The sequence below is a fragment of the Brevibacillus nitrificans genome, from assembly GCF_003710965.1.
GTDB classification, from domain to species: domain Bacteria; phylum Bacillota; class Bacilli; order Brevibacillales; family Brevibacillaceae; genus Brevibacillus; species Brevibacillus centrosporus.
Genome location: NZ_RHHU01000010.1, coordinates 203,815 through 228,338, shown reverse-complemented (window position 1 = coordinate 228,338; position 24,524 = coordinate 203,815). Strand labels below are relative to the sequence as shown.

At 51.6% G+C, this 24,524-nt stretch carries 24 protein-coding genes; 7 read left to right on the top strand and 17 right to left on the bottom strand.

Annotated features, from left to right (window positions below):
- Positions 1-53: 53 nt before the first annotated feature.
- The 3 genes from EDM59_RS14705 to EDM59_RS14695 form a co-directional block, all read right to left on the bottom strand.
- A complete protein-coding gene (locus tag EDM59_RS14705; protein ID WP_122924287.1) occupies positions 54-503 on the bottom strand; it encodes a gamma-glutamylcyclotransferase family protein in 450 nt (149 codons plus the stop codon).
- A gap of 69 nt (positions 504-572) precedes the next feature.
- Complete coding sequence (locus EDM59_RS14700; RefSeq protein WP_122924286.1) at positions 573-1,073, bottom strand: gamma-glutamylcyclotransferase family protein; 501 nt, start codon at positions 1,071-1,073, stop codon at positions 573-575.
- Between the two features lie 187 nt (positions 1,074-1,260).
- Positions 1,261-2,706: a sigma-54 interaction domain-containing protein gene (locus EDM59_RS14695; protein WP_122924285.1), complete on the bottom strand. Its 1,446-nt coding sequence runs from the start codon at positions 2,704-2,706 to the stop codon at positions 1,261-1,263.
- 169 nt (positions 2,707-2,875) lie between these two features.
- Between EDM59_RS14695 and EDM59_RS14690 the strand changes: the two genes are divergently transcribed.
- The gene (locus EDM59_RS14690) at positions 2,876-3,400 is read left to right on the top strand and encodes a hypothetical protein (protein ID WP_122924284.1); all 525 of its coding nucleotides are present in this window, start codon (positions 2,876-2,878) and stop codon (positions 3,398-3,400) included.
- A 64-nt stretch (positions 3,401-3,464) separates the two neighbouring features.
- On the opposite strand, the gene EDM59_RS14685 is transcribed toward EDM59_RS14690, so the two are convergent.
- Positions 3,465-4,079 carry an SAM-dependent methyltransferase gene (locus EDM59_RS14685; protein WP_122924283.1) on the bottom strand — a complete coding sequence of 205 codons (615 nt, stop codon included), beginning with the start codon at positions 4,077-4,079 and terminating at the stop codon, positions 3,465-3,467.
- A gap of 162 nt (positions 4,080-4,241) precedes the next feature.
- Between EDM59_RS14685 and EDM59_RS14680 the strand changes: the two genes are divergently transcribed.
- Together EDM59_RS14680 and EDM59_RS31690 are read left to right on the top strand one after the other, a co-directional pair.
- Positions 4,242-4,715, top strand: a complete 474-nt coding sequence (locus EDM59_RS14680; protein WP_122924282.1) for a MerR family transcriptional regulator — start codon at positions 4,242-4,244, stop codon at positions 4,713-4,715.
- Between the two features lie 34 nt (positions 4,716-4,749).
- Positions 4,750-5,628 (top strand): SRPBCC family protein, encoded by an 879-nt coding sequence (locus EDM59_RS31690; RefSeq protein WP_122924281.1) that lies wholly within the window; start codon positions 4,750-4,752, stop codon positions 5,626-5,628.
- A 95-nt stretch (positions 5,629-5,723) separates the two neighbouring features.
- Here EDM59_RS31690 and EDM59_RS14670 read toward each other — a convergent pair whose 3' ends face one another.
- From EDM59_RS14670 to EDM59_RS14630, 8 genes are all read right to left on the bottom strand, one after another.
- On the bottom strand, positions 5,724-6,173 hold the full coding sequence (locus EDM59_RS14670) for a 2-thiouracil desulfurase family protein (protein WP_122924280.1): 450 nt from the start codon (positions 6,171-6,173) through the stop codon (positions 5,724-5,726).
- Between the two features lie 19 nt (positions 6,174-6,192).
- Positions 6,193-7,131 carry a type I pantothenate kinase gene (coaA, locus tag EDM59_RS14665; protein WP_246011056.1) on the bottom strand — a complete coding sequence of 313 codons (939 nt, stop codon included), beginning with the start codon at positions 7,129-7,131 and terminating at the stop codon, positions 6,193-6,195.
- Positions 7,132-7,397: 266 nt separating this feature from the next.
- On the bottom strand, positions 7,398-7,844 hold the full coding sequence (locus EDM59_RS14660) for a Dps family protein (protein ID WP_373863291.1): 447 nt from the start codon (positions 7,842-7,844) through the stop codon (positions 7,398-7,400).
- A gap of 99 nt (positions 7,845-7,943) precedes the next feature.
- On the bottom strand, positions 7,944-9,161 hold the full coding sequence (locus EDM59_RS14655) for a M20 metallopeptidase family protein (protein WP_122924279.1): 1,218 nt from the start codon (positions 9,159-9,161) through the stop codon (positions 7,944-7,946).
- Positions 9,158-11,743 carry an ABC transporter substrate-binding protein gene (locus EDM59_RS31685; protein ID WP_342769206.1) on the bottom strand — a complete coding sequence of 862 codons (2,586 nt, stop codon included), beginning with the start codon at positions 11,741-11,743 and terminating at the stop codon, positions 9,158-9,160. Before EDM59_RS31685 ends, EDM59_RS14655 begins: the two co-directional genes overlap by 4 nt.
- A gap of 156 nt (positions 11,744-11,899) precedes the next feature.
- Complete coding sequence (locus tag EDM59_RS14640; RefSeq protein WP_122924278.1) at positions 11,900-13,270, bottom strand: sigma-54 interaction domain-containing protein; 1,371 nt, start codon at positions 13,268-13,270, stop codon at positions 11,900-11,902.
- A 17-nt stretch (positions 13,271-13,287) separates the two neighbouring features.
- On the bottom strand, positions 13,288-13,962 hold the full coding sequence (locus EDM59_RS14635; RefSeq protein ID WP_246011103.1) for a response regulator: 675 nt from the start codon (positions 13,960-13,962) through the stop codon (positions 13,288-13,290).
- 41 nt (positions 13,963-14,003) lie between these two features.
- Positions 14,004-15,572: an ATP-binding protein gene (locus EDM59_RS14630; protein ID WP_122924847.1), complete on the bottom strand. Its 1,569-nt coding sequence runs from the start codon at positions 15,570-15,572 to the stop codon at positions 14,004-14,006.
- A 124-nt stretch (positions 15,573-15,696) separates the two neighbouring features.
- Between EDM59_RS14630 and EDM59_RS14625 the strand changes: the two genes are divergently transcribed.
- Positions 15,697-16,749, top strand: a complete 1,053-nt coding sequence (locus tag EDM59_RS14625) for a DctP family TRAP transporter solute-binding subunit (RefSeq protein ID WP_122924276.1) — start codon at positions 15,697-15,699, stop codon at positions 16,747-16,749.
- Between the two features lie 102 nt (positions 16,750-16,851).
- Complete coding sequence (locus EDM59_RS14620) at positions 16,852-17,874, top strand: anthranilate phosphoribosyltransferase (RefSeq protein WP_122924275.1); 1,023 nt, start codon at positions 16,852-16,854, stop codon at positions 17,872-17,874.
- A gap of 90 nt (positions 17,875-17,964) precedes the next feature.
- Here EDM59_RS14620 and EDM59_RS14615 read toward each other — a convergent pair whose 3' ends face one another.
- The 3 genes from EDM59_RS14615 to EDM59_RS14605 form a co-directional block, all read right to left on the bottom strand.
- Positions 17,965-19,392 (bottom strand): HAMP domain-containing sensor histidine kinase, encoded by a 1,428-nt coding sequence (locus tag EDM59_RS14615; RefSeq protein ID WP_122924274.1) that lies wholly within the window; start codon positions 19,390-19,392, stop codon positions 17,965-17,967.
- The gene (locus EDM59_RS14610; RefSeq protein ID WP_092266194.1) at positions 19,367-20,062 is read right to left on the bottom strand and encodes a response regulator transcription factor; all 696 of its coding nucleotides are present in this window, start codon (positions 20,060-20,062) and stop codon (positions 19,367-19,369) included. The genes EDM59_RS14615 and EDM59_RS14610 overlap by 26 nt, the downstream gene beginning before the upstream one ends.
- Positions 20,063-20,251: 189 nt before the next feature.
- On the bottom strand, positions 20,252-21,013 hold the full coding sequence (locus EDM59_RS14605) for a stalk domain-containing protein (protein ID WP_122924273.1): 762 nt from the start codon (positions 21,011-21,013) through the stop codon (positions 20,252-20,254).
- 267 nt (positions 21,014-21,280) lie between these two features.
- Between EDM59_RS14605 and EDM59_RS14600 the strand changes: the two genes are divergently transcribed.
- The gene (locus tag EDM59_RS14600) at positions 21,281-22,537 is read left to right on the top strand and encodes a dicarboxylate/amino acid:cation symporter (RefSeq protein ID WP_122924272.1); all 1,257 of its coding nucleotides are present in this window, start codon (positions 21,281-21,283) and stop codon (positions 22,535-22,537) included.
- A 75-nt stretch (positions 22,538-22,612) separates the two neighbouring features.
- Here the strand turns inward: EDM59_RS14600 and EDM59_RS14595 are convergent, their stop codons facing one another.
- The gene (locus EDM59_RS14595; RefSeq protein ID WP_122924271.1) at positions 22,613-23,524 is read right to left on the bottom strand and encodes an acetamidase/formamidase family protein; all 912 of its coding nucleotides are present in this window, start codon (positions 23,522-23,524) and stop codon (positions 22,613-22,615) included.
- A gap of 245 nt (positions 23,525-23,769) precedes the next feature.
- On the opposite strand from EDM59_RS14595, the gene psiE reads away from it, so the two are divergent.
- Entirely contained in the window at positions 23,770-24,186 is a 417-nt protein-coding gene (gene psiE, locus EDM59_RS14590) for a phosphate-starvation-inducible protein PsiE (protein WP_122924270.1), read from the top strand.
- A gap of 52 nt (positions 24,187-24,238) precedes the next feature.
- On the opposite strand, the gene EDM59_RS14585 is transcribed toward psiE, so the two are convergent.
- A complete protein-coding gene (locus EDM59_RS14585) occupies positions 24,239-24,493 on the bottom strand; it encodes a hypothetical protein (protein WP_122924269.1) in 255 nt (84 codons plus the stop codon).
- Positions 24,494-24,524: the final 31 nt, after the last annotated feature.

The following is a 24,524-nucleotide window of genomic DNA, read 5'->3' as shown; positions in this document are numbered from 1 at the left end:
GAAAAAGGCATAATCTGCGAGGAGATTATGCTAGGTTGTGTGTTGCGATCGAACTAGCGTAGCTCTTCCAGCTGTTGAATGTACGCTTTTGGAAAGCCAAATTCGCGTGCGCCTTTAATCATGTGATCCATGTACTCCGTGCTAGGCGAGGATTTGCTCGTAGGATTTTTGATGGAGTGGGAAACCGTCTGATAGGTCTTTCCGTTCTCACCGTTCACTTCGATATATTTTTTGGTGTAGGAGCCAAACTCCACACGAGTCAGCCGATCGATCAGAGCTACATCGTCCTCAGATACCTCGTAAAGGACACCGTAGAGCAGGTTGCCAGGGGCGCTTTCCAGATGGCATCCCCCATTTTTAATCACATCAGAGCCATCTTCATGAAAGGAAGTAAAGGCTACCTTGTAATCGGCCAGCGTGACCTTTGTTTCAAACTTTGCATGGGGCACATAGCGTTTTACCAAGTCAGAATCCAGCCACTCGCAATACAGAAACAGATACATAGCAAATCTCCTTTGAAAATGAAATGGTAGGGGGAGAAGAGGTCCTCCCCCGAGATGCACACGGTGAAACTAGCGCGTCGCAGCCGACTTTCCTGGAATCGCCGAAGGGTTCGGACGATCTGCACGCGGGCATGGCGCCGCATCGTCATAGATTTTCTGAACCTGCTGAATGTACGCTTCTGGCAGATTCCAGTTTTTCAGACCAGCAGGGATGTGCTCCCAGTAGAAGTTTGGTGGACGCATCGCGATACCTGGCGTGATCAGACGATAGGTCCAGCAATCGTATGCTTTGCCGTCTTCCCCATGCACGGTCAGCGAGCAGCGCTCAAAATCGTCGTAATCCTCTTCGTAATGCTTCGGATCGTGCGAAAAAATGACTCCGTGTGCCTGATGACCATAAGCGGTTCCCGTGTCGTCCAAATGGCACCAGCCACGGTCTTCCCGCTCCCCTGCCGCATGAAAGCGGATCAGATGGTTTTGCGCATACCCTTTTGCCACAAACTCAGCATTTGGCATGTAGCGGCGCAGCTCAGGATCGTTCAGCCAGGTGCAATAAGCGAAGTAATACATGTTTCATGACCTCCTCAAAGTAAGTTGAGATAGCTTTGTGATCTCGCTTTTCCTTTAGTGCAACACCCGTGCCAACGAAAAAAAGGACAGAATCTTCTAGGATTCGTCCTTTTTCTATGCGGAGCACCCATTCCTTCACCAATTTTATTACCGAAAAACGGGTAAATCCTACTCTGTCTTCGATGAGCTATGCGCGAATCGAATCGATAAACGGCCGCAGATTGTAACGGTCAATCTTGTTATTCAACGTTTGTTGGGGGATATCCAGATCGCGGGCTGCTTTGGAGATGTTGGCTCCGGTCTCGATCAACGCTTCCTTGATGATCTTGATCTCCAATTCGACGATCTCTTCCTTCAAACGGACTCTTCCATTCTTTTTGGTCACCGGAGAAGGAGATGAGATGTCCTTTTGCTTTAATGCCAGGTAGGGGGAAAGCTCTGTCTCATCAAAGCGGATCACTTTGCCGTTGGTGACGTTGAACAAACGCTCCACGATGTTTTTCAGCTCGCGGATGTTCCCGGGCCAGTCGTAGCCCATGAAGAAGTCCATCGTCTTCTCATCAACACCGATGACCTGCTTGTTAAACTTTTTGTTGTACTCCTGGATGAAGCTTTGGACGAGATAGGGGATATCCTCTCGCCGCTCTCGGAGTGGGGGAATCTCCAGATAAAGCACGTTCAGACGATAGTACAAATCTTCCCGAATGTCGCCATTTTCCAGCAGAATTTCAGGCTTGACGTTGGTAGACGAGATCAGCTTGATGTTGATCGGAATCTCGCTTTTTCCTCCGACGCGTCGCACCTCGCCTTCTTGGATAACCCGCAGGATTTTCGCCTGCAAATTTTTGGGCATGGAGTTGATCTCGTCCAGAAAAAGGACACCGCCATTTGCCAATTCAAACAAGCCTTGGCGGTCTTCTGCGCCTGTGAAGCTGCCTTTCACCGTTCCAAACAGCAGGCTCTCCAATAGGGATTCAGGAATAGCTGCGCAGTTCTGGGCGATAAACGGAGCGTTTTTGGAGTTGCTGCCGAGCGAAAAGATGGACTGGGCCAGCAGTTCCTTTCCGGTACCTGTTTCCCCGTAGATGAATACGTTCGAAGGGCTGTTGGCAGTAATGACGGCTCGCTCCTTCAGCTTTTTCATGCTGCTGCTCTGGCCGATCATCGAGTCGATCGTGTAGAACCTGTTGTCCTCTGCCTTTTGCTTGATGAAAATATCGTTTTTCTTTTGAATCAACTGATTCTTGATCAAATCCTCAGAAAGCTTGCTGATCCCGGAGATGTCCTCTGCTACCTCGTACACACCGATTACCTTTCCGTCTTCCTTGATCGGATAGGTCGAGGTGAGCGACATTTTCCTCTCGCCTCTGCTCGTGATATAGGTACAAATATTTCCGATCACCGGATTCCCCGTCTCAAATACTTTTACGATCGTGCTGTTCTCCTTTTTCAGCTGCGGGAACACCGTAAAAATGGTCTGATTCAACACACTTTCTTTGTTATAGCCAAACTTTTGCGGTCCGTTGACATAGATGATTTCCATGTCCTCGTTCACGACGAAGATTTCCTCCTTGATCGTGGAGAGGATTTGATGCAGGAATTTCTTCTCGTGCAATAAGGCATTTACGCTCATCAGTAATCACCCTACTATTTCTCAAAGTAGTTACCTTTATGAATAATAGAAATAGTATATCTGAAAAATAAGACTCTTTTAAAGAGTCTTTCTTTTCCGAAAGAGGGAAGAACCGAAAATGCAAGATATAGTATAATATGTAAAAAATATTACAAAGGGTTTGATAAGGATGCTTCCCCTGCAAAAAATCCAGGTCGAAAATAAAACGTATTGGCAATTGGCTGCTATCGTTTTATATCTTATTGGTGCGCTGGTCGTCTGGAATACGGTGCAGAATCAAAACAGGCAGTTCCATGAAGATGTTTGGTCACAGCGTTCTCTGTTCACAGGGTATATGTATCAGATCGAGTTCGACAAAGTGATCGATGGACAAAAAGGGGATCTGTACCTATTCAGCACCCCCTCCGGACAGCTTGAGAGAATGCAATACGATCAAAATGAGCAGCATGTGTTGTTCAGAATTGAGCGAGAAATTCATTCCATGGCAAACGAAGAGGATGACATTGTTTTTTCTGTCATCATGCTTTCGTACGTATGGCTCTGCTGGTTGGTCCTGCGCAAGTACCTAATGAATACCAACATCCTTCTCCTTCCTGTCCTTGCTTCCTACTATTTTGGCATATCGATCTGGCATGATTGGCAATCTCTTCAGGATCGCGCAGAGGATGTCGCGAGATGGATAAGCAGGCTGTAGCATTACTTGATGGACAAAAGGGCAAAAAGCTCTCCGGCAAAAAATGGAGAGCTTGCGTTTTTTCCTATGATTTTCTCGAGACGAGAATCCTCGCGGCATGACGATGCGGGATTCCGCTCGATTGGCAGTCAAAAATCATTTCTTCCGTGAGTACGGTTTCCCAGCCCGTATAATAGCCTAGCAGCTCGTCCCTCTCGTAGAGATATTCATTTTCTCCCCAGTCCGGAGCGATCTCCACCTCGGGATGCCGGGTGAAGGCAAACAGCACATGCAAACCGCCAGGCGCGGTGCACTCCTGCCACTGCTTGAATTGTTTTGCCCGATTTTCGGGATGAATATATTGCAAGGCTCCTATCGAATAAAGCAGGTCAACAGGCTCCGTAAGAAGAAATTGATTGATATCCCCTTCCACCGTATGGAGCGTCGTTCCCATTTCCTTTGCCAGTTGTTTGGCTTTTTCCAGACCGGCAGGAGCAAAATCCATAGCCGTTACCGCAAAGCCTTGCTTGGCCAAAAATACGCTGTCTCTTCCCTCTCCTGCACCCAGGTCTACGGCTCGTTTGCCTGGAACAGGTTCATGCTGGTAATAATTCAGGACGCTTTTGGCCAACTGATTCGGTTCTTTTCCCCAATAGTACTCTTCCTGTAAATAGAGCGTCTGCAATTGTTCCTTGTCCAAAGGTATTCCCCCCACGTTTTTTCTTTTTCATCGTAGGGCTTCACGCGGCGTTAAGGTCAATCCTTTTTGAAAAAAAATCAAAAACCCTCTTGCACCTTACGCGACGTCAGGTTTTAAGCTAAAGTCACCGGTAAGCAGCTAGCGCCTAGAAAGGAGTGGATTATGCAACAGCATTGGAAAGTCGGGGATCTTGCCAGTTTGACTGGACTTACTGTACGCACCCTGCGTTATTACGACCAGATCGGCTTGTTTTCACCGTCCGGGCATTCCCCCACTGGTCATCGCATGTATAATGAGGCGGATATCCAGCGGCTGCAGAAGATCCTGTCTCTCAAAGATTTGGGATTATCTCTGGAAGAAATAAAAAGAGTCCTGGAAGGTCAGACGTATAGCTCTGCGGAAATCGTTGCGATCCAAATCGAGCGCGTCCGAAAGCATTTGAAAATCCAGCAAAAGCTTCTGGCTGAGCTGGAGCGTGTAGCCGAAAAAATGAACCAGCAGGAGCCGCTTTCCATTGACGCCTTTCTTTCCCTTCTGGAATCGATGAAGCAAAGCCAAGAAAAGTACATCATCGACCATCGGTTAAACTGGGAAAGCCATTTGGATTTGCTCGGCGAATTTCTGAACGATAAATAATAGGGATGCCTTTTCCTACAGGGAGGTTTTTTGGATGAGCCAACGCTTTACCACTCACTCTACCTTCAAAATTGAGCGGATGTACCGCGCTAGCTTGGAGCGTGTCTTTGCGGCGTGGTCGGAGCAAAACGCCAAAGCTCGCTGGTTTCAGCCAGCTGAGGAGTTCGACTTCCGCGTCGGCGGCCGAGAAGTTAGTCGCGGGGGTCCCCCCGGTGGACCTGTCTTCACCTTCGAGGCTCTCTACCAAGAAATCGTGCCGAATGAACGCCTCGTCTACACATACAGCCTGGACCAGGAGGATATCCGGATATCCGTCTCCATCGCGACTGTCGAATTTCTGCCTACCGATGAAGGCGTGAAGCTGGTTTTCACCGAACAAGGAGTGTTTTTCGATGGGCACGACACTCCAGCGCAGCGTGAACAGGGCACGCATGAAATGCTGGATCTTCTCGGTCTCTCTCTCGGAGAAAGCCATCCCGACCGCTTCGAGCTGCTGTCTCGCCGGACACTGCCTGCCCCTCGCAGCCTCGTCTACCGGGCTTGGACAGAGCCTGCGCTGCTCGCCCAGTGGTGGGGCCCAAACGGGTTCACAAACACCTTTCATACGTTTGATGCCAGCCCAGGAGGCATCTGGGAATTCACCATGCACGGTCCAGAGGGGGCCAACTTCCCAAATCGAAACGTGTTTCACGAAGTCAGCGAAGATCGTATCGTACTTCGTCACGAATCCAGACCCCACTTTATTCTGACCGCCACATTTGCTGACGTCAGTGGCGGGACCGAGATTACTTTCCGTCAAACCTTCGAAACTGCCGAGGACTACAACAATCTCAAGCCCATTTGCGAGGAAGCGAACGAGCAAAATTTAGACAGGCTCCGTGCAGTTTTGAAAGGACTGTCTTCCGCTGAATGATAGTCGCGTGGGGATGTGTATGAAGCAAAAAGGGTCCAGACCTGGATAAACACCAGGCGGACCCTTTTTCACGCTTTTAAAAAGGCAGCTTGATTTTACTCACCATGCGTTTGCTCCGACTGTACCTCGATGCCATGTCGGCGAAACAGTGCTGCTGTCAAACCTGTCCCCGTCACCTTTTTGCCAGAAAACGTCCCATCGTATACGAACGTGCTGCCACAGGATGGACTGTTTTCTTTCAAAATCGCAGACGTGGCTCCCACGGTTTGGGCCAGCTTCAAAGCTTGGCGTGCCCCAGCGAGAAATTCTTCCGTTACGTCATTCCCTTTTTGATCGACGATGCGTGCTTTACCGTCCAATACATCAAAGCCGTCTCCTCCCACGATCTCGGCTGGCGGACGAGGGGTAGGCAATCCTCCCAGCTGCTCTGGGCATACCGGGATGACCTTGCCTTCTCGCAGCAGCTGCTCCAGCTCCTGGTCGCGGCAAGACTTTTGATCGTAACGGCACTCACAGCCGATCAAGCAGGCACTGATCATTTTCATGGTCTCCCCGCACTCTCCTTTACAGCTTGCGAAGTTTTACACTCTGCACCATATGATCCTGCCCCTTATCGAGAATCAGCTGCGCGCGGACACGGGTTGGCAAAATATTTTGGCGGAGGTTGGCTCCGTTGATTTCTTGCCAGATGCCTGTCGCGACTTCTGTTGCTTCTTCATCAGAGAGGCTCGCATAGCGGCGGAAGTAGGAGGATGGATTGGAAAATGCCGTCTGCCGCAGCAACTTGAAGCGCTCGACGTACCAATGGCGGATATCTTTTTCATCGGCATGAACGTAAATCGTAAAGTCAAAGAAATCGGAAACGATCACTTCCGAGATGCGCTGATCTTTATCCGTATCTCTTGGCGGCTGCAGCACGTTCAGCCCTTCGACGATTAGGATGTCGGGCTGGCGAACCATTTGCCATTCGTCAGGGACAATATCGTAAACCAAATGAGAATAGACAGGTGCTTTTACTTCTGGAATCCCTGACTTCACATCGGACAGAAAACGAATGAACTTGCGCAAGTCATAGCTTTCGGGGAAGCCTTTGCGTTTCATGATCCCCCGCTCTTCCAGCACACGGTTTGGATACAAAAAACCGTCTGTAGTCACGAGATCCACCTTGGGATGGTTTGGCCAGCGGGACAGCAGTGTTTGCAGAATCCGCGCAGTCGTGCTTTTGCCTACAGCCACGCTGCCGGCAATCCCGATAATAAACGGGACTTTCCCGTCTTGATTCCCAAGAAACATATGGGTCGCCTGATACAGCTCCTGAGTGGCACCTACATGCAAATTGAGCAGGCGTGAAAGAGGCAGGTAAATCTCCGCTACTTCTGTCATGGAAATATTCTCGTTCACGCCCTGCAAACAGGCTAGTTCCTCGTCAGATATGGTAAGCGGCGTGGAAGCCCGCAGAGCTCTCCACTGCTCGCGGTTAAACGTTACGTATGGTGATGCCATGGGAACGTACATCCTTTCCTGCATGAAAGTGCTTTCTTTTTATCATCACACAGCTAGTTTACACCAGCAGGCGACTCTTGGGAACAAGGGGGTTGTCCTCATTCCCGCAGAAAAGCATTTTCACGATCGAGAAAACCTTGGATGGAGGCTCATACTGGGAAGAGCGAACTCGTCTGATGCCATGATCTTCCTCTCTTGAGCATATGGAAAAAGACAAGCCAATACCAGCACTACCTGGCATCAGCTCGCCTTTTTGTCCCTCACGATTATTTGCCTAAAAACGATTTCAGCATCCAGACGTGTTTTTCCAGCGTCTCGGTCATGCCTAAAAACATGTCGCCAGTGGCTTCGTCATCAGCCGCCTCTGCAGCTGTGATTCCTTCTTTCAGTTCGCTGACCATGGTCGTAAAGTCGCTCACGACGGCTTGCACCATTTGGTCGGCAGACTCTCCACCAGCTGCTTCCTTGATGGATGCGTTCTCCATACAGGATTTCATCGTCGACACAGGCTTACCTCCGACAGCCAAAAGGCGCTCTGCCAGATCATCCACGTACTGGGCTGCTTCGTTGTAAAGCTCCTCGAACTTGGCATGCAGGGTGAAAAAATTCGGGCCTTGCACGTACCAGTGAAAGTGATGGAGCTTTATATACATCACCGACCAGTTGGCCACCTGTTTGTTCAATACCTCAGTCACAGGACGGGTCATCGTCATGCTCAAAGAGACGCACCTTCTTTCCATGGGAATTAGGTAGATCGTCTGTATTGTGCCGCCGTCCACCCTCAGATATACTCGTTATCCTCTGGGAGCCGTTTACTTTTCCGTCTGCAGACGCTTTGCGCGCTCCTGCAAAAAGGTCATGGCATTGAAGGCTTGCATCGCTGCTCCGACAGCCAGGCTATTTTCATCCAGATCGAAGCGCGGGTGGTGAACAGGGTAAACGCAATCCTTTTCCTCATTGCGTACGCCCAAATGGTAAAAGGCACTCGGAACATGCTCCGCAAAGAAAGCGAAGTCCTCTACCCCCATCATCGGAAAATCGTTTACGCGAACGTTTTCTGCCCCTAGCAGCGCTTCCCCGCAGCGTTTCACCTGATCCACCATTTCACTGTCATTGATCAGAGAGGTGTACCCTTCCTCGAAGAAAACCTCTGCCTCGCCCCCCAGGCTGCGTGCTGTCAAATCGGCTACCTCGCACACACGTTCTTTTACAAAAGCCCGGACACTCTTATCCAGAGTGCGGATCGTTCCCGTCAGCTTCACTTCCTGCGCCAAAATATTCGATGCCGTGCCGCCGGAGATGACGCCCAAGGTAATCACCGCTGCCTCCCGCGGATCTACGTTGCGGCTGACGATGGTCTGCAGAGCTGTGATCACATGAGCTGCAATCACGATGGCATCCTTCCCTTTATGCGGATAGGCTCCATGTCCGTTCTCTCCACGCACCGTAATATGCAGATCGTCCGAGGCGGCATTCATCTGCCCGTACTTCACGGCGATTTTGCCCACCGGCAGATCAGCTGAGACGTGCAGGCCAAAAGCAGCCTCGACCCGCGGATTTTCCAGCACGCCCTCACGAATCATCGGCAAAGCTCCGCCTACCGTTTCCTCAGCCGGCTGGAAGAACAGCTTGACGACTCCTGCCAGCTCCTGCCTGGAATCGTTCAGAATCCGCGCCGCTCCCAAAAGGCAGGTCATGTGAGCGTCGTGTCCGCAGGCGTGCATTTTTCCTTGAACCTTCGAGCGGTAGGACGTCTCGTTGCGTTCATCAATCGGCAGGGCATCCATATCCCCGCGAAGCGCGACAACCGCGCCAGGCGTGGCCCCCTCGATCAGCCCGACGACTCCCGTGCCAGCGGACTTGTAATAAGGAATCCCCATTTCCTCCAGGTAACGAATGATCTGCTCCTGTGTGCGGAACTCCTCCATGCCAAATTCGGGGTACTGGTGAAAATCGCGGCGAACCTCTGTCAGCCACGGCAAAATCTCCTGCGCCTGTCGCCAAATGCGAGCGGTTTGTTCTGTACTCATACCGTCACACTCTCCTCGATCGTCAATTCGCAGCCCGTTGCATCCAGACTCGCTTCCACCCCGAAAGGCAGAGCCATATTGGTCGTTCCGTGTCCGATCTGCACATTCCAGAGCGTAGGTTTTCCATACGGCACGACGATGTTTTGAAAGACATCCAGAACGCTGAAGCCTTCCCGTTTTTTCGGCAAGCAATCGGTCCATGTCCCGATGATCACGCCTGCACAATCGTCGAACAAGCCGCCAAGCGCCAGCTGCGTCAACATGCGATCGATTCGGTACGGCTCCTCGTCGATATCTTCGAGGAACAGCAGCTTTCCTTTGGTATCCACTTGGTAGGGAGTGCCCATCAATGCAGCGACCAATGCCAGATTTCCGCCCACGACCTGACCGCTTGCCTGACCTTCTACCAGACACGAGATCTCTTCCCCTGGTGGATTGACGATTTTCCCCAATGGCTCTGGACGTGTCATCGCGCGCAGCAAGTATTGCTTGGTCCAGTCGTTCAGACCGTGTGCAATGTCAGAGGTCGCCATCGGGCCGTGCAGCGTTGCCAAACTCGCATGCTGCCCAAACGCCGAATGCAGGGCGGTAATATCGCTATAGCCGATGAACAGCTTCGGGTTTTGCGCGATTAAATCGTAATCGAGGTAGTTCAGGATTTGAGGAGCCCCATATCCGCCACGCATGCACATGATTCCGTCTACTTCCTCATCCGCAAACATCGCATTCAGCTCAAACGCACGCTGCTGGGGTGTTCCTGCGAGATAGCCTCCATACGTTTCCCGGCATGTACCGGAGACTTTCACCTTGAAGCCGAAGTCCTCCAAGGCTGCTATCGATTTGACGAGCACTTCTTCTGTCGCCGGACTCGAAGTGGCAACTACCCCAATCGTGTCACCTGCACGCAACGCTTTTCCTTTGTTCATCCCGCATTTCTCCTCTTCGTCCATATATGCCCATTTGAAGTCGATTTTGCCGAGTGGATGGATCCGCACACCTTTGACCTTGTCGCTCTGCACCCAGGTGTTTACGTCGCTGAAAATGCCTGTTACCGGCATTTCCTCCATCAACAACGCTTCGGCTTCCAACAGGATTTGGGCTCGTTTTTCTGTATCTGGCTCTGCGTATGCCTTTTGTATCAGCCCGGAATAGGCGGGGCTGTGCCAGCGCGTAATGTTGGTTGCGCTGTACTTATCTTTGAACTTCTGCAAAAAGTTGATCGGGTCGTTGTAATCCGCTGCCCAGCCAGACCGGGTGATCGCAAACTTGCCTTGCTCCTGATCGTCCAGATACACCTTGGTCTCTTTGTTCAGCAGCTTAACCTCCACACCCAGGACGTTTTTCCACTTTGCCTGCAGCGTTTCTGCAATGGCCTTGTTTCGATCGGACGTATTGTAGAGATAGGTGATCGGCGGGAGCTTCGTGATGCCAAGCTCCCGCATTCCTTCGGCCAACAGCCTTTTCGCCTCTTCGGGTTGATTGTCTGCAAAAAAACCGTCTGGCTTCAGACTGGCAGTGTACGCGGTAATGCCCATCAACGGCTTTTGGCCTGCCTGACCGATATACTCAGCAATCTCTTGCCGGTTGATGGCATAGGCAAAGGCTTTCCGTATTTTCGCATTCGTAAATGGCGGACGCTCGGCATTGAAGCGCAGGTAGTAGGAACTGGCCTTTGCCTGGCTCCTCAGCTTGCCTTCCCGCTTGAGAGGTTCGACAGCATCGACAGGCAGTGCGCTGATCGGACCTCCCGCCCAGTCGAGATCGCCATTTTCGAACATGGCCAGCTCTGTGCTGGGATCCGCAATCATGGAGAACTCGATTCGCGCAAGCTTCACGACATCCTTTTCCCAATAGGAGTCGCTCTTTGCCAGGACGATTTTATTCTTATGCTCCCACGCTGCAAGCCTGAACGGTCCATTGCTGACCAGCGTCTTCGGGTCGTTCGCCCACTTTTCATTGGCCAGCACCGTCTCTTGGTGGATCGCCGGAAGAAAAGCAGCTGTGGTCGGAAAAAACGGGGAAGGATGCTCGAGCCTGACCTGCAGTGTCTTGTCATCGAGTGCCTTGACCCCTACCTCCTCCGCTTTTGCCTTCCCCATCGTAAACGCCTGCCCATTTTTCAGGACGTAGTACCGGTAGGAAGCTGGCGATCCTGTCTTCGGGTCCAGTGCATGCTTCCAGGCAAATTCAAAATCGTGAGCCGTGACTCTATCGCCGTTCGTCCATCTAGCCTCTCTGAGCGTAAAGGTGTAGGTCAGCTTATCAGCAGAAACCTCCATGCCTGAGGCTAGCGATAAGATCGGCTCTCCTTTGTCGTTCAATCGTGTCAGTCCGTCAAAAATAGCGTAGATAATCGCTCCCGAGGTAGAATCCTCGGCAAAGGTGGGATCGAGCGCAGCTGGCTCCTCCGCGTTCATACGCAGCACTTGCGGCACGCTTTTCTCAGGTTCCCTCTGCTCTGCAGCTGGCGAATGAGAGAAGGGGGATGCCGCAGCGAGTACTGCTCCATCACCTGCCATGCTCGCGATCAGCAAGGTCGCCATGATGCTTGCAGAACGAATCAAGGTAAATAGAAACGACAAGTCATCCCTCTTTTCCATGATTACTGTTTCAATTTTGCAAAAACGATGCCAATCCGAATTCCTTTTGATTCGTGATCAGCCTATTCAACGGAGAATACATATTCTCACAAACGCTCATCCAGCTTGTCGTTTCTCACTATTCTACGCTGAATACGACTATTCACGAGAGAATACCCATTTACGCAGCTTTCGACTGGCAGAAGGCTGGCTGATTCCGAGCGCTTCCGCTACCTTTATCGACGTCTTATGGATGTCAAAAGCGCGCTGCATCAGCTGCTTCTCCACCTCCTCCATCGCTTCCTGCATTTGCATGACCCGCTCCACCTTTATTCCCTGACTCGCACTCGCCTCCTGAGCATGGATGTATCGCGGAATCTGGGCCGGGGTGATCACCTCTTCATGCGAAGTCACAACCAGTCTCTCCACCACATTTTCCAGCTCGCGAACATTTCCGGGCCAGTCGTAGTCCTCAAGGATGCGGTAGCACTGGTCGCTGAGCTGCCGATCCAGGCTGTACTTTTCGGAAAAGACGCCGAGAAAGTAATGAACGAGCACGGGAATTTCTTCTCTTCGTTCTCGCAGCGGCGGGATCTCCAGCGGCACGACGTGAATCCGGTAGTACAGATCCTCGCGAAACTTGCCGTCCCTCACCATCTGCCGCAGGTTTTTATTCGTTGCCGTGATCAGCTTGACGTCCACTTTCCTCGGTACAGAGCTGCCTATCGGGGTGATCATTTTCTCTTGCAGTACCGTCAGCAGCTTCACTTGCAAATTGAGCGGAAGTTCACCAATCTCGTCCAAAAATAGGGTGCCCCCGTTCGCCTTTTCAATCAATCCGGATTTGCCGTCTTTATCCGCGCCTGTAAACGCCCCTTTTGCGTAGCCGAACAGCTCCGATTCCAGCAGCGTCTCCGGAATAGCACCACAGTTGATATGCACAAAAGGCTTGTGGGTGCGGGGACTGCACTCATGAATGTATTTCGCGAGTACGCCTTTGCCGACGCCGGACTCTCCCAGCAGGATCATGGAGGACTCCACCTGCGCTAGCTTTTCCGCCATGGCGGCAACCTGCTGCATGGAAGGGCTGCGGTAGATCAGAGCGGTATTTCCCTTTTGCCGCCCTCTCTCCTTGGTGATTTCACTTTGGTAAAGTGTCCCAATGTATTTGATTTCATTCAGCCCTTGTTCCAGCTTGTCCTGATCCGTGATGTCCACGTACGTATGCACGACCCCGCTTAAGCTGCCCTCCTGATCCCAGATCGGGGTTCCCTCCACGAAGAGCTTGCGGTTGCGGAGAGTAGTCTGAATCGTTTGCACCTTTTTCCTGTCCCGAATCACACGCATGGTAATCGTGGGTAATAAGAGACCTTTGTGAAAAAAATCCTCGATGGGCTTGCCGAGCATATCCTGTGGGTCGATGCCGAAGTACTCTGCATATCCGCTCGAGCAGTAGAGCGTCTTGCCTTGCGCGTCCGTGACATGGACCATGTCGAACAACGAACCCAGGACGGCCTCATGATCGATCATCTGGCTGCCCCCTCCCGTTATGATTTGTGCACCCGCATGTAGCGATTGGTCGGTCTGCCGATTCCACCGTAGCTGACGTCCAGTCGTACCTGTCCGACCTTCACCAGATAGTCCAGATAGCGTCTGGCTGTTACCCGTGCGATCCCGACGCGCTCAGCTACCTCTTCAGCGGAGAGAGACTGGCTTTCCTCGGCCAATTGACGTGCTATTTGATCCAGTGTAACAGCGTGCAATCCCTTGGGCAATGCCTCTGTTTCCCGAGCTGCATCGCCAGCTCGACCGGCCGGCTCAGACGTTTTGCGAAACAGGAGACGATCCACCTCCTCCTGCGAGGCAAAGCCGCCTTGTCCCAGCTGTAGACGGTACTGCCGGTACGATTCGAGAGACTGCCGAATCCGCTCGAACTGGAAGGGCTTGATGATGTAATCCACCGCTCCATTTCGCAGCATCGCCTGGATGGTCGGCTTGTCCTTTGCTGCGGTGATGACGATGACATCAACGGCCTCGTTATTGACACGCAGCTGTGCCAGTGCTTTTAACCCGTCCTGGACAGGCATGAACACATCCATGACAACCAGATCGGGCGACAGCTCCCCAACCAGCCTCACTCCCTCTGCGCCATTTCCGGCGACGCCCACTACCTGATAGCCTGCGACACGCTCGATGAACTGCGTGTTGATTTCCTGCACCATCGGATCATCCTCGATGACGACTACCCGTATCACTTCCTCTTTCACTGCTCGTCCACCTCCTTCATGGGAAACGTAATGAGAAAGCTGGCCCCTTCTCCTGGCCGAGACTGGCAGGACAGCTCCCCTCTTCCTTTTTTCACTTGCTGATGCACCAGATACAGGCCCAGTCCCCGATGCTGCCTTTCCTTGGTCGAATACCCGCGCTCCAGCATGCGAGACAGTGTCTCTTCGTCCATACCGTCTCCATTGTCCTCTACCAATAGGGAGCAGATCTCGCTGTCCTGCTCGATGCTGATGGTGATTTCCTTGTCGGGGCGATCGCTCTTTTCCAAGGAGTCAAAGGCATTTTCGATGAGGTTCCCCAGAATGAGCACAAAGCTGTGATGATCCATATAGGGAGGAAATTGCTCCAAATGGCTGAACCGGTCAATCGTGACACGGATGCCCAGCTCTCTGCCCCGGCTCACTTTGCCGAGCAAGAGGCCGGATACATTCTCGTCCGCAATCTGGCTGCTTAAAAAGGAGGTCAGCTCCTCCTGCTGATCGTGGACTTCAAACAGATAAGCAAGCGCCTTGTCGTACTCCTGGAGCTGGAGCAAGCCTGCGATCGTGTGCAGCTTGTTCATATGCTCGTGGTTTTGGACGCGCAGGGCTCCCACGAACTCCTTGACCCCTGTCAGCTCCTCTGCCATCCGGGCCACCTCTGTGCGATCCTGGAAAATCGCCAATGCACCTACGACCTTGTCTTCCACCCGGATCAGAAAACGATTGGACCACAGCAGGGTGTTGCCTACGTGGATTTCCGTATTCGTGAAGTTCGTTTGCAGCTCCAGCACCTCTGGCAGTCTCGTATCATGCAAAACGGAACGAATCGGCTTGCCCAGCACCTCGATGTCGTTATCGATACCGAAGATCTGCTTGGCGCGATCGTTGAATATCGTAATCCGCTCGTGGTTGTCAATCGCGATGACCCCCTCATGCATCGCATGAAAGGTCGCTGTCCGCTCGACCAGGATACGGGCAATTTCGTCCGGCTCCAGATCAAACATCTGCTTCTTCATATGACGGGCCAGCCGATACGAACCCCACACTCCAAATACCAAGGAAAGAAAAAACGTCATGACGATATTCGCACGCTCGCCCTGCATGATTTCCCATACTCCTGGCATGACACGGCCGACGAGAACCACGCCTACCTGCTGATGCTGATCGTCCATGATCGGCACATACGCCCGCAGCGCCACCCCCATCTCGCCCCTCACCTTTTGCAAGTACGAGTGCTCGGCATACGCTGCTTCTACGGCAGGGTCTTGAAACACCGTACCAATGCGCTCGTCCAGCGGATCTGAGTAGCGGACACGATCCTTGTTCAGCACCACGATATAGGTGACGTCATTGACGATACGCAGCCTGCGTGCAGTCGGGCTGATCGTCCTCCAGCCATCCGCCTCCTGAATGCTTTTCTGGACATTGGGAATCTCCGCTACCGTACGTGCGGTCGTCATCAAGCGCTGCCCCAGCTGAGTCTCTGTCAGGCGAATCACTCCACCGATCAGAATCAGGCCGCCGATCAGCAAAGAAAACAGAACGATCCCAATCGAGAGCAGCATAATCTTCCATTTAATGCTCAAGCGTTTGAACAAAAAGTCTCTTCCTTCCGAAATGATTGCTTGCTACCCTATATTTTGGTACAGTACTCCCAGCAAATCAACTCATGCTAAGTGGGTGGCTTCTATGAAATCTTTTGCGAGTATCGCCCTGTTTGTCCTCCTCGGTCTGATCAGCGCCGTCGTCATCGGGTTTGGTCAGGATCTCTCTTTTGCAAAATGGAGCTATGACGAGGAGCAGGAGAAGCTCTCGGAGCGCATTATTATAAAATTTAGTCACGTCGTCGCCGAAAACACGCCGAAGGGACTGGCGGTCGACCGCTTTGCCCAGCTGGTGAAAGCGAAGACAAAAGGCCGCGTCGAGGTACAGGTCTTTCCCAACAGTACGCTGCATTCTGAAAAAACGGAAATTCCCGCCTTGGTCAAAGGAGAAATCCAGATGATTGCTCCCGCCTTCTCGCATTTATCCGGTACGATTCCACAGTGGGCGGTTCTCGAGCTGCCTTATGTCTTCCGCGATCAAAAGGATGTCGATGAAGCCTTTCGCGGAGAGATCGGCCGGATGCTGTTCTCTACCCTGAACCAGTCCAACATGAAAGGCATGGCTTTCTGGGCGAATGGCTTCAAGCAGATCACGGCCAATCGCCCAATGATCACGCCGGACGACTTTTACTCGCAGCGGATCCGGATCATCCCCAGCGAAGTGCTGGATGCCCAGTTCCGTACGCTCCATGCCATTCCGATCGGCTCTTCCTTTAACGATCTGTACAGCATGCTCGCCAGCGGAAAAGTCGACGGGGAGGAAAATACGATTTCCAACGTCTATACCAAACGGCTCTACCAGGTCCAGAGTCATATGACCGTCAGCAACCACAACTATTTAGGCTACGCCGTGATCATGAACCAGTCTTTCTGGAACAAGCTTCCCCCGGATATTCAAAAGGCGATTGAAGAGGCGTTGGCAGAAGCGACGCGTTTTAACAATGAACTGTCCGTATCCATGAATGAGAGCCAGTTTGAAAAGCTCAAAGAAATGAGGGTGATGGAAATTCACGAACAGACGGAGGAAGAGCGTGCCATGTGGCGTCAAGCTCTCCAGCCTGTCTACGATCAGTTCGCCCCCTCCATCGGCAAGCCGCTTATGGATCAAATCAAAGAGCTTCACAAGCTTCCCAGGTGAATCGGATCGCCTATATAATGGAATCAGATCAGAATGAACGTAAAAAGAGAGGCAGACCGATTACGAGTCAGGTCTACCGACTGAGGCGGGAGAGATGAAACCATGTTTGAGCTTTTGAAAGAAGTAGGACGGGGCAAGCGGGGGGCAAAGGATTTGTCCTACGAACAAGCAGCGCAGGCAGCCAGCATGTTCCGGGATGGGACGGCCACCCCTGCCCAAATAGGTGCCTTTTTGATGGCCGAGCGGATTAAAATGGAGTCCCCAGACGAAATCACGGCATTCATCGATGTTTATCGCGAGACGATTACCCCCCTCTCCTTTCCGGGGAGCATCGACTGCGCCGGCCCTTACGATGGGCGACGGACTTCCTTTTTTGCCACATTCCCTACTGCTTTTGTGCTCAGTGCCTGCGGGTTGCCTGTCACATTGCACAGCAGCCGCTCCCTGCCGCCAAAATGGGGGATGACGCTGTCCGATATTCTGTCGGCGAACGGAATCGCTGCGGAGCAAGAGCGAGCGGCGAGCGAACGATTTTTGCAGGCAGCTGCGCAATCTGGAGTCATGTACGTCCAGACAGAAGGCAGCTGCGCAGCATTGCGCGACATAAGGCCGCTTCGTCTGGAAATCGGCATCCGCACGATGTTCAACACGGTAGAAAAACTGCTTCGCTTCACAGACGCGCCCTACATGGCAGTCGGTGTCTATCATGGAACGGTATTTGAAAAGGTTGCCGCCCTGCTTTTGCGTCTGGGTGTAGAAAGAGGCATCGTGGTCCAGGGAATGGAAGGCTCCGAAGATGTGACGGTCGCCAAGCCGACCCGCACGCTGATCGTAGAAAACGGCGATTTCTCCCCCGCTACGATCGACCCCGACTCATTGGGACTGATGGCTGACGTACCGGAAACGGAATGGACAGCCGAGCTGCACTGGCAAACGGCAGAAGCCGTTCTGCGCGGCGAGTCCCATCTGGCTTATCGAAACATGGTACTGCTCAACAGCGGCCTGAGACTGTGGGTCACGAAGCATGCAGAGTCGCTCGAGGAAGGCATCTCCAAAGCCCGGACAGCGCTCGAGGAAGGGCTCGCTCTGGACAAGTACCGCCAGTGGCTATCCTGCGTCAAGTAACTTCCGCTGCTCCCTTGCAAGATGGAAGCTAATCCGAAGACACACAAAAGGCCCGCTCCTTGTCAGCAACGCTGTCAGGGGCTGGCCTTTTTAGGCAGCAGATTTTGGCAGGATCAAGGTAAAGGTAGAGCCAGCACTCGTACTCTCCTTGAGCAACAAGTCCCCACCAAGCGCTTTGGCAATCATCCGCGAAAAGGAGAGGCCAAGTCCCAGCCCCCGCACCTTGTCTTTCTTGTTGCTTCCACGGAAGAATCGCTCAAAAATCAGTGCTTGCTCCTCTTTGGGAATTCCTTGTCCGTTATCTTTTACATCGATCCGCATGTCTGCGTTCGTCTCGTACAGCTCCAGCTCGATTTTGCCGCCTTCCCCGATGGCCTGGCGCGCATTGTTTAGCAGATTGATCAGGATCTGCTGGACACGCCCCGGATCTACAAAGACTGTGACCTGTTTTTCCGGTATGTTCGTATAAAGAGAAACTCCATCCGGGTCCTGCACGATTTTCCATTGGGAGGCAATTTCTCTGATGAGCTTGTTCAGATTTTGCTCTTCCTGCGCCACGGCGATAGCTCCTACCGCAAACGAGTTGAAATCGAGCAAATCCTCCACCATCTTTTGCAGGCGCCTCGTCTCCTTCAGGCAAATCTCCAGGAACTCTTTTTCTTCCTCACCCGTGACCACTTCATCGTTGATCGCCTGCACCAGCCCGCTAATGGATGTGACCGGCGTCTTCAGCTCGTGCGTTACGCCCGCCAAGAGCTCTGTCCGCATACTTTCCAGCTGCCGCAGACGATCTGCCATCTCTTTAAAGGTGTAGACGAGCTCGTGAATTTCCCGTTCCTTGATCGCCTTGTTGACCGGCACATCGTAATTGCCCTCCACGATCTGCCTGGCAGCCATTACTACATTCTGAATCGGTTCTGATAGTCGCCGGGAGTGAAAGTAGATGACCGCCCAGCCCAGGATGCCCAGACTCACTAGCATGATCACCAGATATTGGAGCTGTTCCTTGCTCACTTTGATATCCGCCTCGGGGAAGAGCAAGATAACTTTCCCGATTATTTTGTCATTATATTCCAAATCCTTTTTCACCACGTACAGAATGTCGCCATTTGGCTGCTTCACTTTTTCGGATCGATCGGCGCTGGAGAGCATCCTGTCGAGACCTTGCTGAAGCAAAGGAGGCAGTTGATCCGGACGGCTGTAGATCAAGTCTCCTTGCTCATTTCGAATGAACAGCAAGAGATTGCGGTCTACACCCATGAACTTGCGTCGATTGTCCAATACCTGATGCAGCGTCGCGCCCACGAGCAAATGACCGTCATCATCCACGACACGGTCTGCTACTTCCTCGGCAAATAGCCGTGTGACCTCCAGCTGCTTTTCTGTCGCCGCGTATTTGATCCAGTAGCCGGAGACGATCCCGACGATGACCAGCCCGCAAATCAATGTAATCAGGTAGCGCACCGTCCAATAACGCAGGAGGGATACTGGCTCACTGTTTTTGTTTTTGGTAAACACAGAACTGATACCCCACCCCTCGCAGCGTCTTGATCTCCCCTTCAAAGGAAGGCCAGTTTTCCAACGTTTTGCGAATTCGCTTGATTGCCAAATCTACTGCGCGATCGCTCCCGCCATAATCCATTCCCCACACCTGATCGATCAGCTGATCCCGCGTAAAGGTCTGATTCGGATTCTGTGCCAGAAACAGCAGCAGCGACAGGTCCCGCGGATGAAACACCACTTCCAGTCCATGCAGCGTTACGTTGTGGGACTGAAAGTTGATTTTCAAACTGCCATAGATGCGCGTCTCCTGGTCCTTTATCAGAATGGCTGATCGCCGCAGCACAGCATTGACACGCGCCACAACCTCTTCCGCCACGAAAGGTTTTGTGATGTAATCGTCCGCCCCTTCATTTAACCCCATCAGCTTTTGATCGGTTTGTCCGAGGGCGGTGATCATAATGACCGGACAGGCACTTTTCTCCCGTATGTACTGCAGGATTTCCCACCCGTTGCGCTCGGGCAGCATGACATCTAGCAGAACCAGATCCGGCTTCTTTTCATCGAACAACTGCGTAGCCTCAAGTCCATCGACCGCCTGCCATACCTGATAGCCCGCCTTTTGCAAATAGGCTTTCAGCACTCTCGAAATTACGAGCTCGTCCTCTACCAATAGTATGTTTTTCATGGTAGTCGTTCCTGACTGATCGACATATCATCATTCCCCATTCGCGATCACCTTTTGATTCGCCCTTCTCTCTTTCTATACTATCAGTTTACCTCTTTCTTTTTATATGTGGATTTGCTCTTTTTGGAAATAGGAAAAAAGCCTTGCTTTCCCTGTTGGGGTGCAAGGCTTTTTTAAGTGTAGTATCAATTAAATTTCATCGCCATCCAGGTAGATTGCTTCATCATCAGAATCTCCCTCGAAGTCGTAGAGCTCTTCGTCATCGTCGCTTTCATCGTAGATAGTACCTGTTACATCTACGTTGTCATCGTACTCGTCCCAGATGTATTCAACAACTTCTTGGACCAGATCTTCCAGAGCGTCTGTATCGATTTCGTCACCAGTGGAATCCTCGTAGTTTTCTCCATCTACGTAGATCTCTACTTCTACTTCGTCTTCGTCGCCATCGATCTCGATGCTGATCGAGCCGAGGTCATCATCGTAATCTTCGAACTCATCGTTCAGCTCATCTTCCAGATCGGAAAGATCGTCATCGATGTCGCTATCATCGTCGTCTTCATAATCAGCCAGATCGTCTTCCAGGCCATCGATTTCGTCATTCAGATCGTCGATTTGTGATTTCAGTCTTTCGATCTCCGCATCTTTTTGAGCCAGCATCGATTCATACCCAGGGTCTGCTTGGTCTTTTACGTTGATCGTGTAGTTCGTGCCATCCCACGTGATGTCTTTGTTGAATACGCCTGCCATCATGCGCAGAGGGATGTAAGTGGTTCCGTTTACGATGAATGGCTCGATCGTAGTGGAAACTTGGCTGCCGTTATACAGGACTTTGATGTTGTTGTAGTTCGCTGTCAGGTTCTTCTTTGCTACTTGTGCGTCGGAGCTAGCAGGAAACAGTCCCGCTGTCAGAATCAAAGCAGAAGCAACCGCCAGATACTGTTTTTTAATCATGGTAGATCCTCCATTCTCCCGGGTGTAAATACGTAACGTACGTTCTATGTACAAGTACTACTTTACCTGCGATTCATGTCGAGAGTATGTCAATGCCGACATTTTCGCTTGGCAATTTTCGGTACATGCTTACGTCCCTCTGGCAAGACCAAAAAGACCAAAACAACCAATATGACCGTATTCTATGAAACCGCTTCCCCATTCTATAAAATGCGAACTAAGACTATTGAAGACGCTTTCATCACAGACGAGAAAGGACGGGGCCACATGCGGATCAATTTAAAAAATCTGACTGTGCAAGTTGTTATCGCCATTATTCTTGGAATCATCGTCGGTCATTTTGCTCCCAAATTCGGGGCGGAGCTCAAAGTATTGGCGGACGTGTTTGTCAAACTCATTAAAATGGTTATTCCTCCGATCGTCTTCTTCACCGTTGTTAACGGAATCGCCAGTATGGGTGACATGAAGAAGGTCGGCAAGATCGGTGGCAAAGCGCTGATCTATTTTGAAATCGTTACCACGATTGCTCTGGCGATCGGCCTGCTCGTAGTGAACCTGATCAAACCAGGAGCTGGCTTTGACAAAACCGGCTTGACGAGCGGGGACGTCTCCCAGTACACAAAAGCTGCTGCGGATAGCAATCACGGCTTTATCGACTTTTTTGTAGCCATCATTCCGGAAAACATCGTCGGAGCCATGGCCAAAGGCGAGCTGCTGCCGATTTTGTTCTTCGCCGTGCTCTTCGGTCTCTCGCTGGCCGCCATGGGTCAAGCCTCCCAGCCTGTCATCAAGCTGTTCGACAAGCTGACTCACGGGTTCTTCGGAGTCGTCAACATGATTATGAAGGTCTCTCCGATCGCCGCTTTCGGTGCCATGTCCTACACGATCGGCAAGTTTGGGATCGGCTCGCTTACTAGGCTCGGACTCTTGATGACCGCTGTGTACATCACGATGTTCCTGTTTATTATCCTGATTCTTGGCGGTATTGCCCGCTACTATAAATTCAGCATCTTCTCCTTTATCTCGTACATTCGCGAGGAAATCCTGCTCGTGCTCGGAACTTCCTCCTCGGAGTCCGCTCTGCCGCGCATGATGGCTCGCCTGGAGAAATACGGCTGCTCCAAATCGGTCGTAGGTCTGGTTGTTCCGACAGGCTATTCATTTAACCTCGACGGCACCTCAATCTATCTGTCGATGGCTGCCATGTTCATCGCACAAGCCTATGGAGTAGATCTGAGCATTTGGCAGCAAATCACGCTGCTCGGCATTTTGATGATTACCTCCAAAGGAGCGGCAGGTGTGACAGGCTCCGGGTTTATCACGCTGGCTGCCACCTTGGCCGCCTTCCCGATGATCCCGGTAGAAGGAATCGCACTGCTCCTCGGAGTCGACCGCTTCATGTCCGAAGCACGCGCGATCACCAACCTGATTGGAAATGGCGTAGCGACTGTCGTAATCGCGAAGCACGAAAATGAATTCCATCCCGAAAAGGCAGCCTCGGATTCCGAGCCTGTCACGGCCTAACGAAGAAAAACCCCCTAGTCGCATAGCGGTGAGGATCGACTCCTCTGCCGTTTGCGATCAGGGGGTTTTCTATTCCTACCTTCCCACTATCGTCAAATCAAGCCCAGCAGCTCTTGCGTACTCGAGCGGCAGCTCTACGCGGGCCGTCTTCAACGGGTCAACTACCTGGCAAACACGCAAATCTCCGGCGGCAGACAGCAAGAAGGTCGCTTCCGCTTTTGGCAGATCCAGTTCGTCATGCAGAAAACGAACCATGTTGACCACTGCACGATCAGCTGCTTTGTCCAGTTCCTTTTCCGAAGCAATCGTCATCAGATGCTCCTCGTTGATCGCCATGGGTAACGGCCAGCTCTTTCCCTTTATGACGTCCAGCTTCACGGTCACTTCTCCCGCGATCTCCACGCCACAAACAGCCACTTCTCCGTCCGCCATCGCTGCGTGCAGATCGCCTAGTGCAAACAGAGCCCCCGGCACATTTACCGGCAAAAGCAGCGTAGTTCCTTCCCGCATTTGTTTGCAGTCCATGTTACCTCCATGGTCTCCTGGTGTCCCGCAAGAAATGCCTTCCTTTGCCGGAGCCGTTCCAATCACACCAATCATCGGGTTAAGCGGCACCTGCAGCTTGTCCGTCAGAATGGCTTTTCCATCCTCGATGGGAATCATCCTGATGACGTTTTCTTGCAGCTCGAAGCCCATCACACCTAAATTCGGCCCCGTAACCATGACACCTCGGTTGTTAATCTCAATTTTCTGAATATGTACAGCAAGAATATCTCCTGGCTCTGCCCCTTCGATAAAGACTGGGCCGGATGCAGGATTGATCCGATTCCAATCCAGCTCACCAAAGGCTGTGTCGGCTGACTGGATCTGATCCTCAAAGCAGTCGCAGGTTTCAAATGTGACCACACTGCCACTCTCGACACGAAGAGTTGGCGAGTGATCAGGAGACATCGTATAAATCAGATCCTTTTTTTCTACCTTGTACATCGTGCTTCATCCTCCCGCGAATCTTTTTGATCTTTTCCCAAAATCAAACTGCTCACCATGAAGTTCGTCGTTGTCTTCCTCTAGTAACAATATCATGAAAATAAAAGCGAAGCACAAGGGTTCTGCGCGAGTTTTGTAAATAGTATGTCACTTTTAGATTAATGTGTTGTTTTATTTCTGAATTTTAATTATATTAGTATAACATAATAAATTCTGTTCCTTCACGATCGAGGGGGGTATTCACCTTGGAACATCTGAAAACGACACTCAAGCAGTTCTCCTTTCCCTTTCTGCTCCAGCAGATTTTGAACGCTTCGCTCATTTTTCTCGCCGTCATCCTTATTTATTTGCTTGGCAAGGAACTGATTTACTTTGCCCAAATGACGTTCCTGCACGAGACGTCCCTCGGTGAATTCCTTGAAAAGATCCTGATCTTTTTTCTTTACTTTGAGTTCATCTCCATGATCGTGAAGTACTTCCGGGAGAACTATCACTTCCCCATGCGCTACTTTCTGTACATCGGCATTACCGCTATGATCCGGCTCATTATCGTCGACCATCACAATCCCGTACATACCTTGTTGTATGCGGGTGTGATCCTCACCTTGATGATCTGCTACTACATCATCAACAAAACCCCTGTCGAGCGTCCCGGGCGATAGGCAAAAAACCGGCAGTCCCGTCTATAGATAACGGGGTTGCCGGTTTTGTCGTTTAATCCTGTGGCCACGTATTGCGTATTTCCTGCTCAAACACACGCAGCTGCTCCATCCGCTTTTGCAGCTGCTCCACTTCCTGCTCCCAGTTAGCCCTCTGCATCTGGCTGATGCTCTCTGCCTTCTTCTCCAGTTCTTTGACCTCGACTCGAAGCGCGATCACAATATCCAGAATCCCCTCCATGTCCATCTCCCGCATTTCCTGAATAAAGCGCCATTCAGCCTCTGTAAGCCGGTACTGCTTGTTTGCCATTTGTGAACACCCACCCTAAAACATGTGTCAT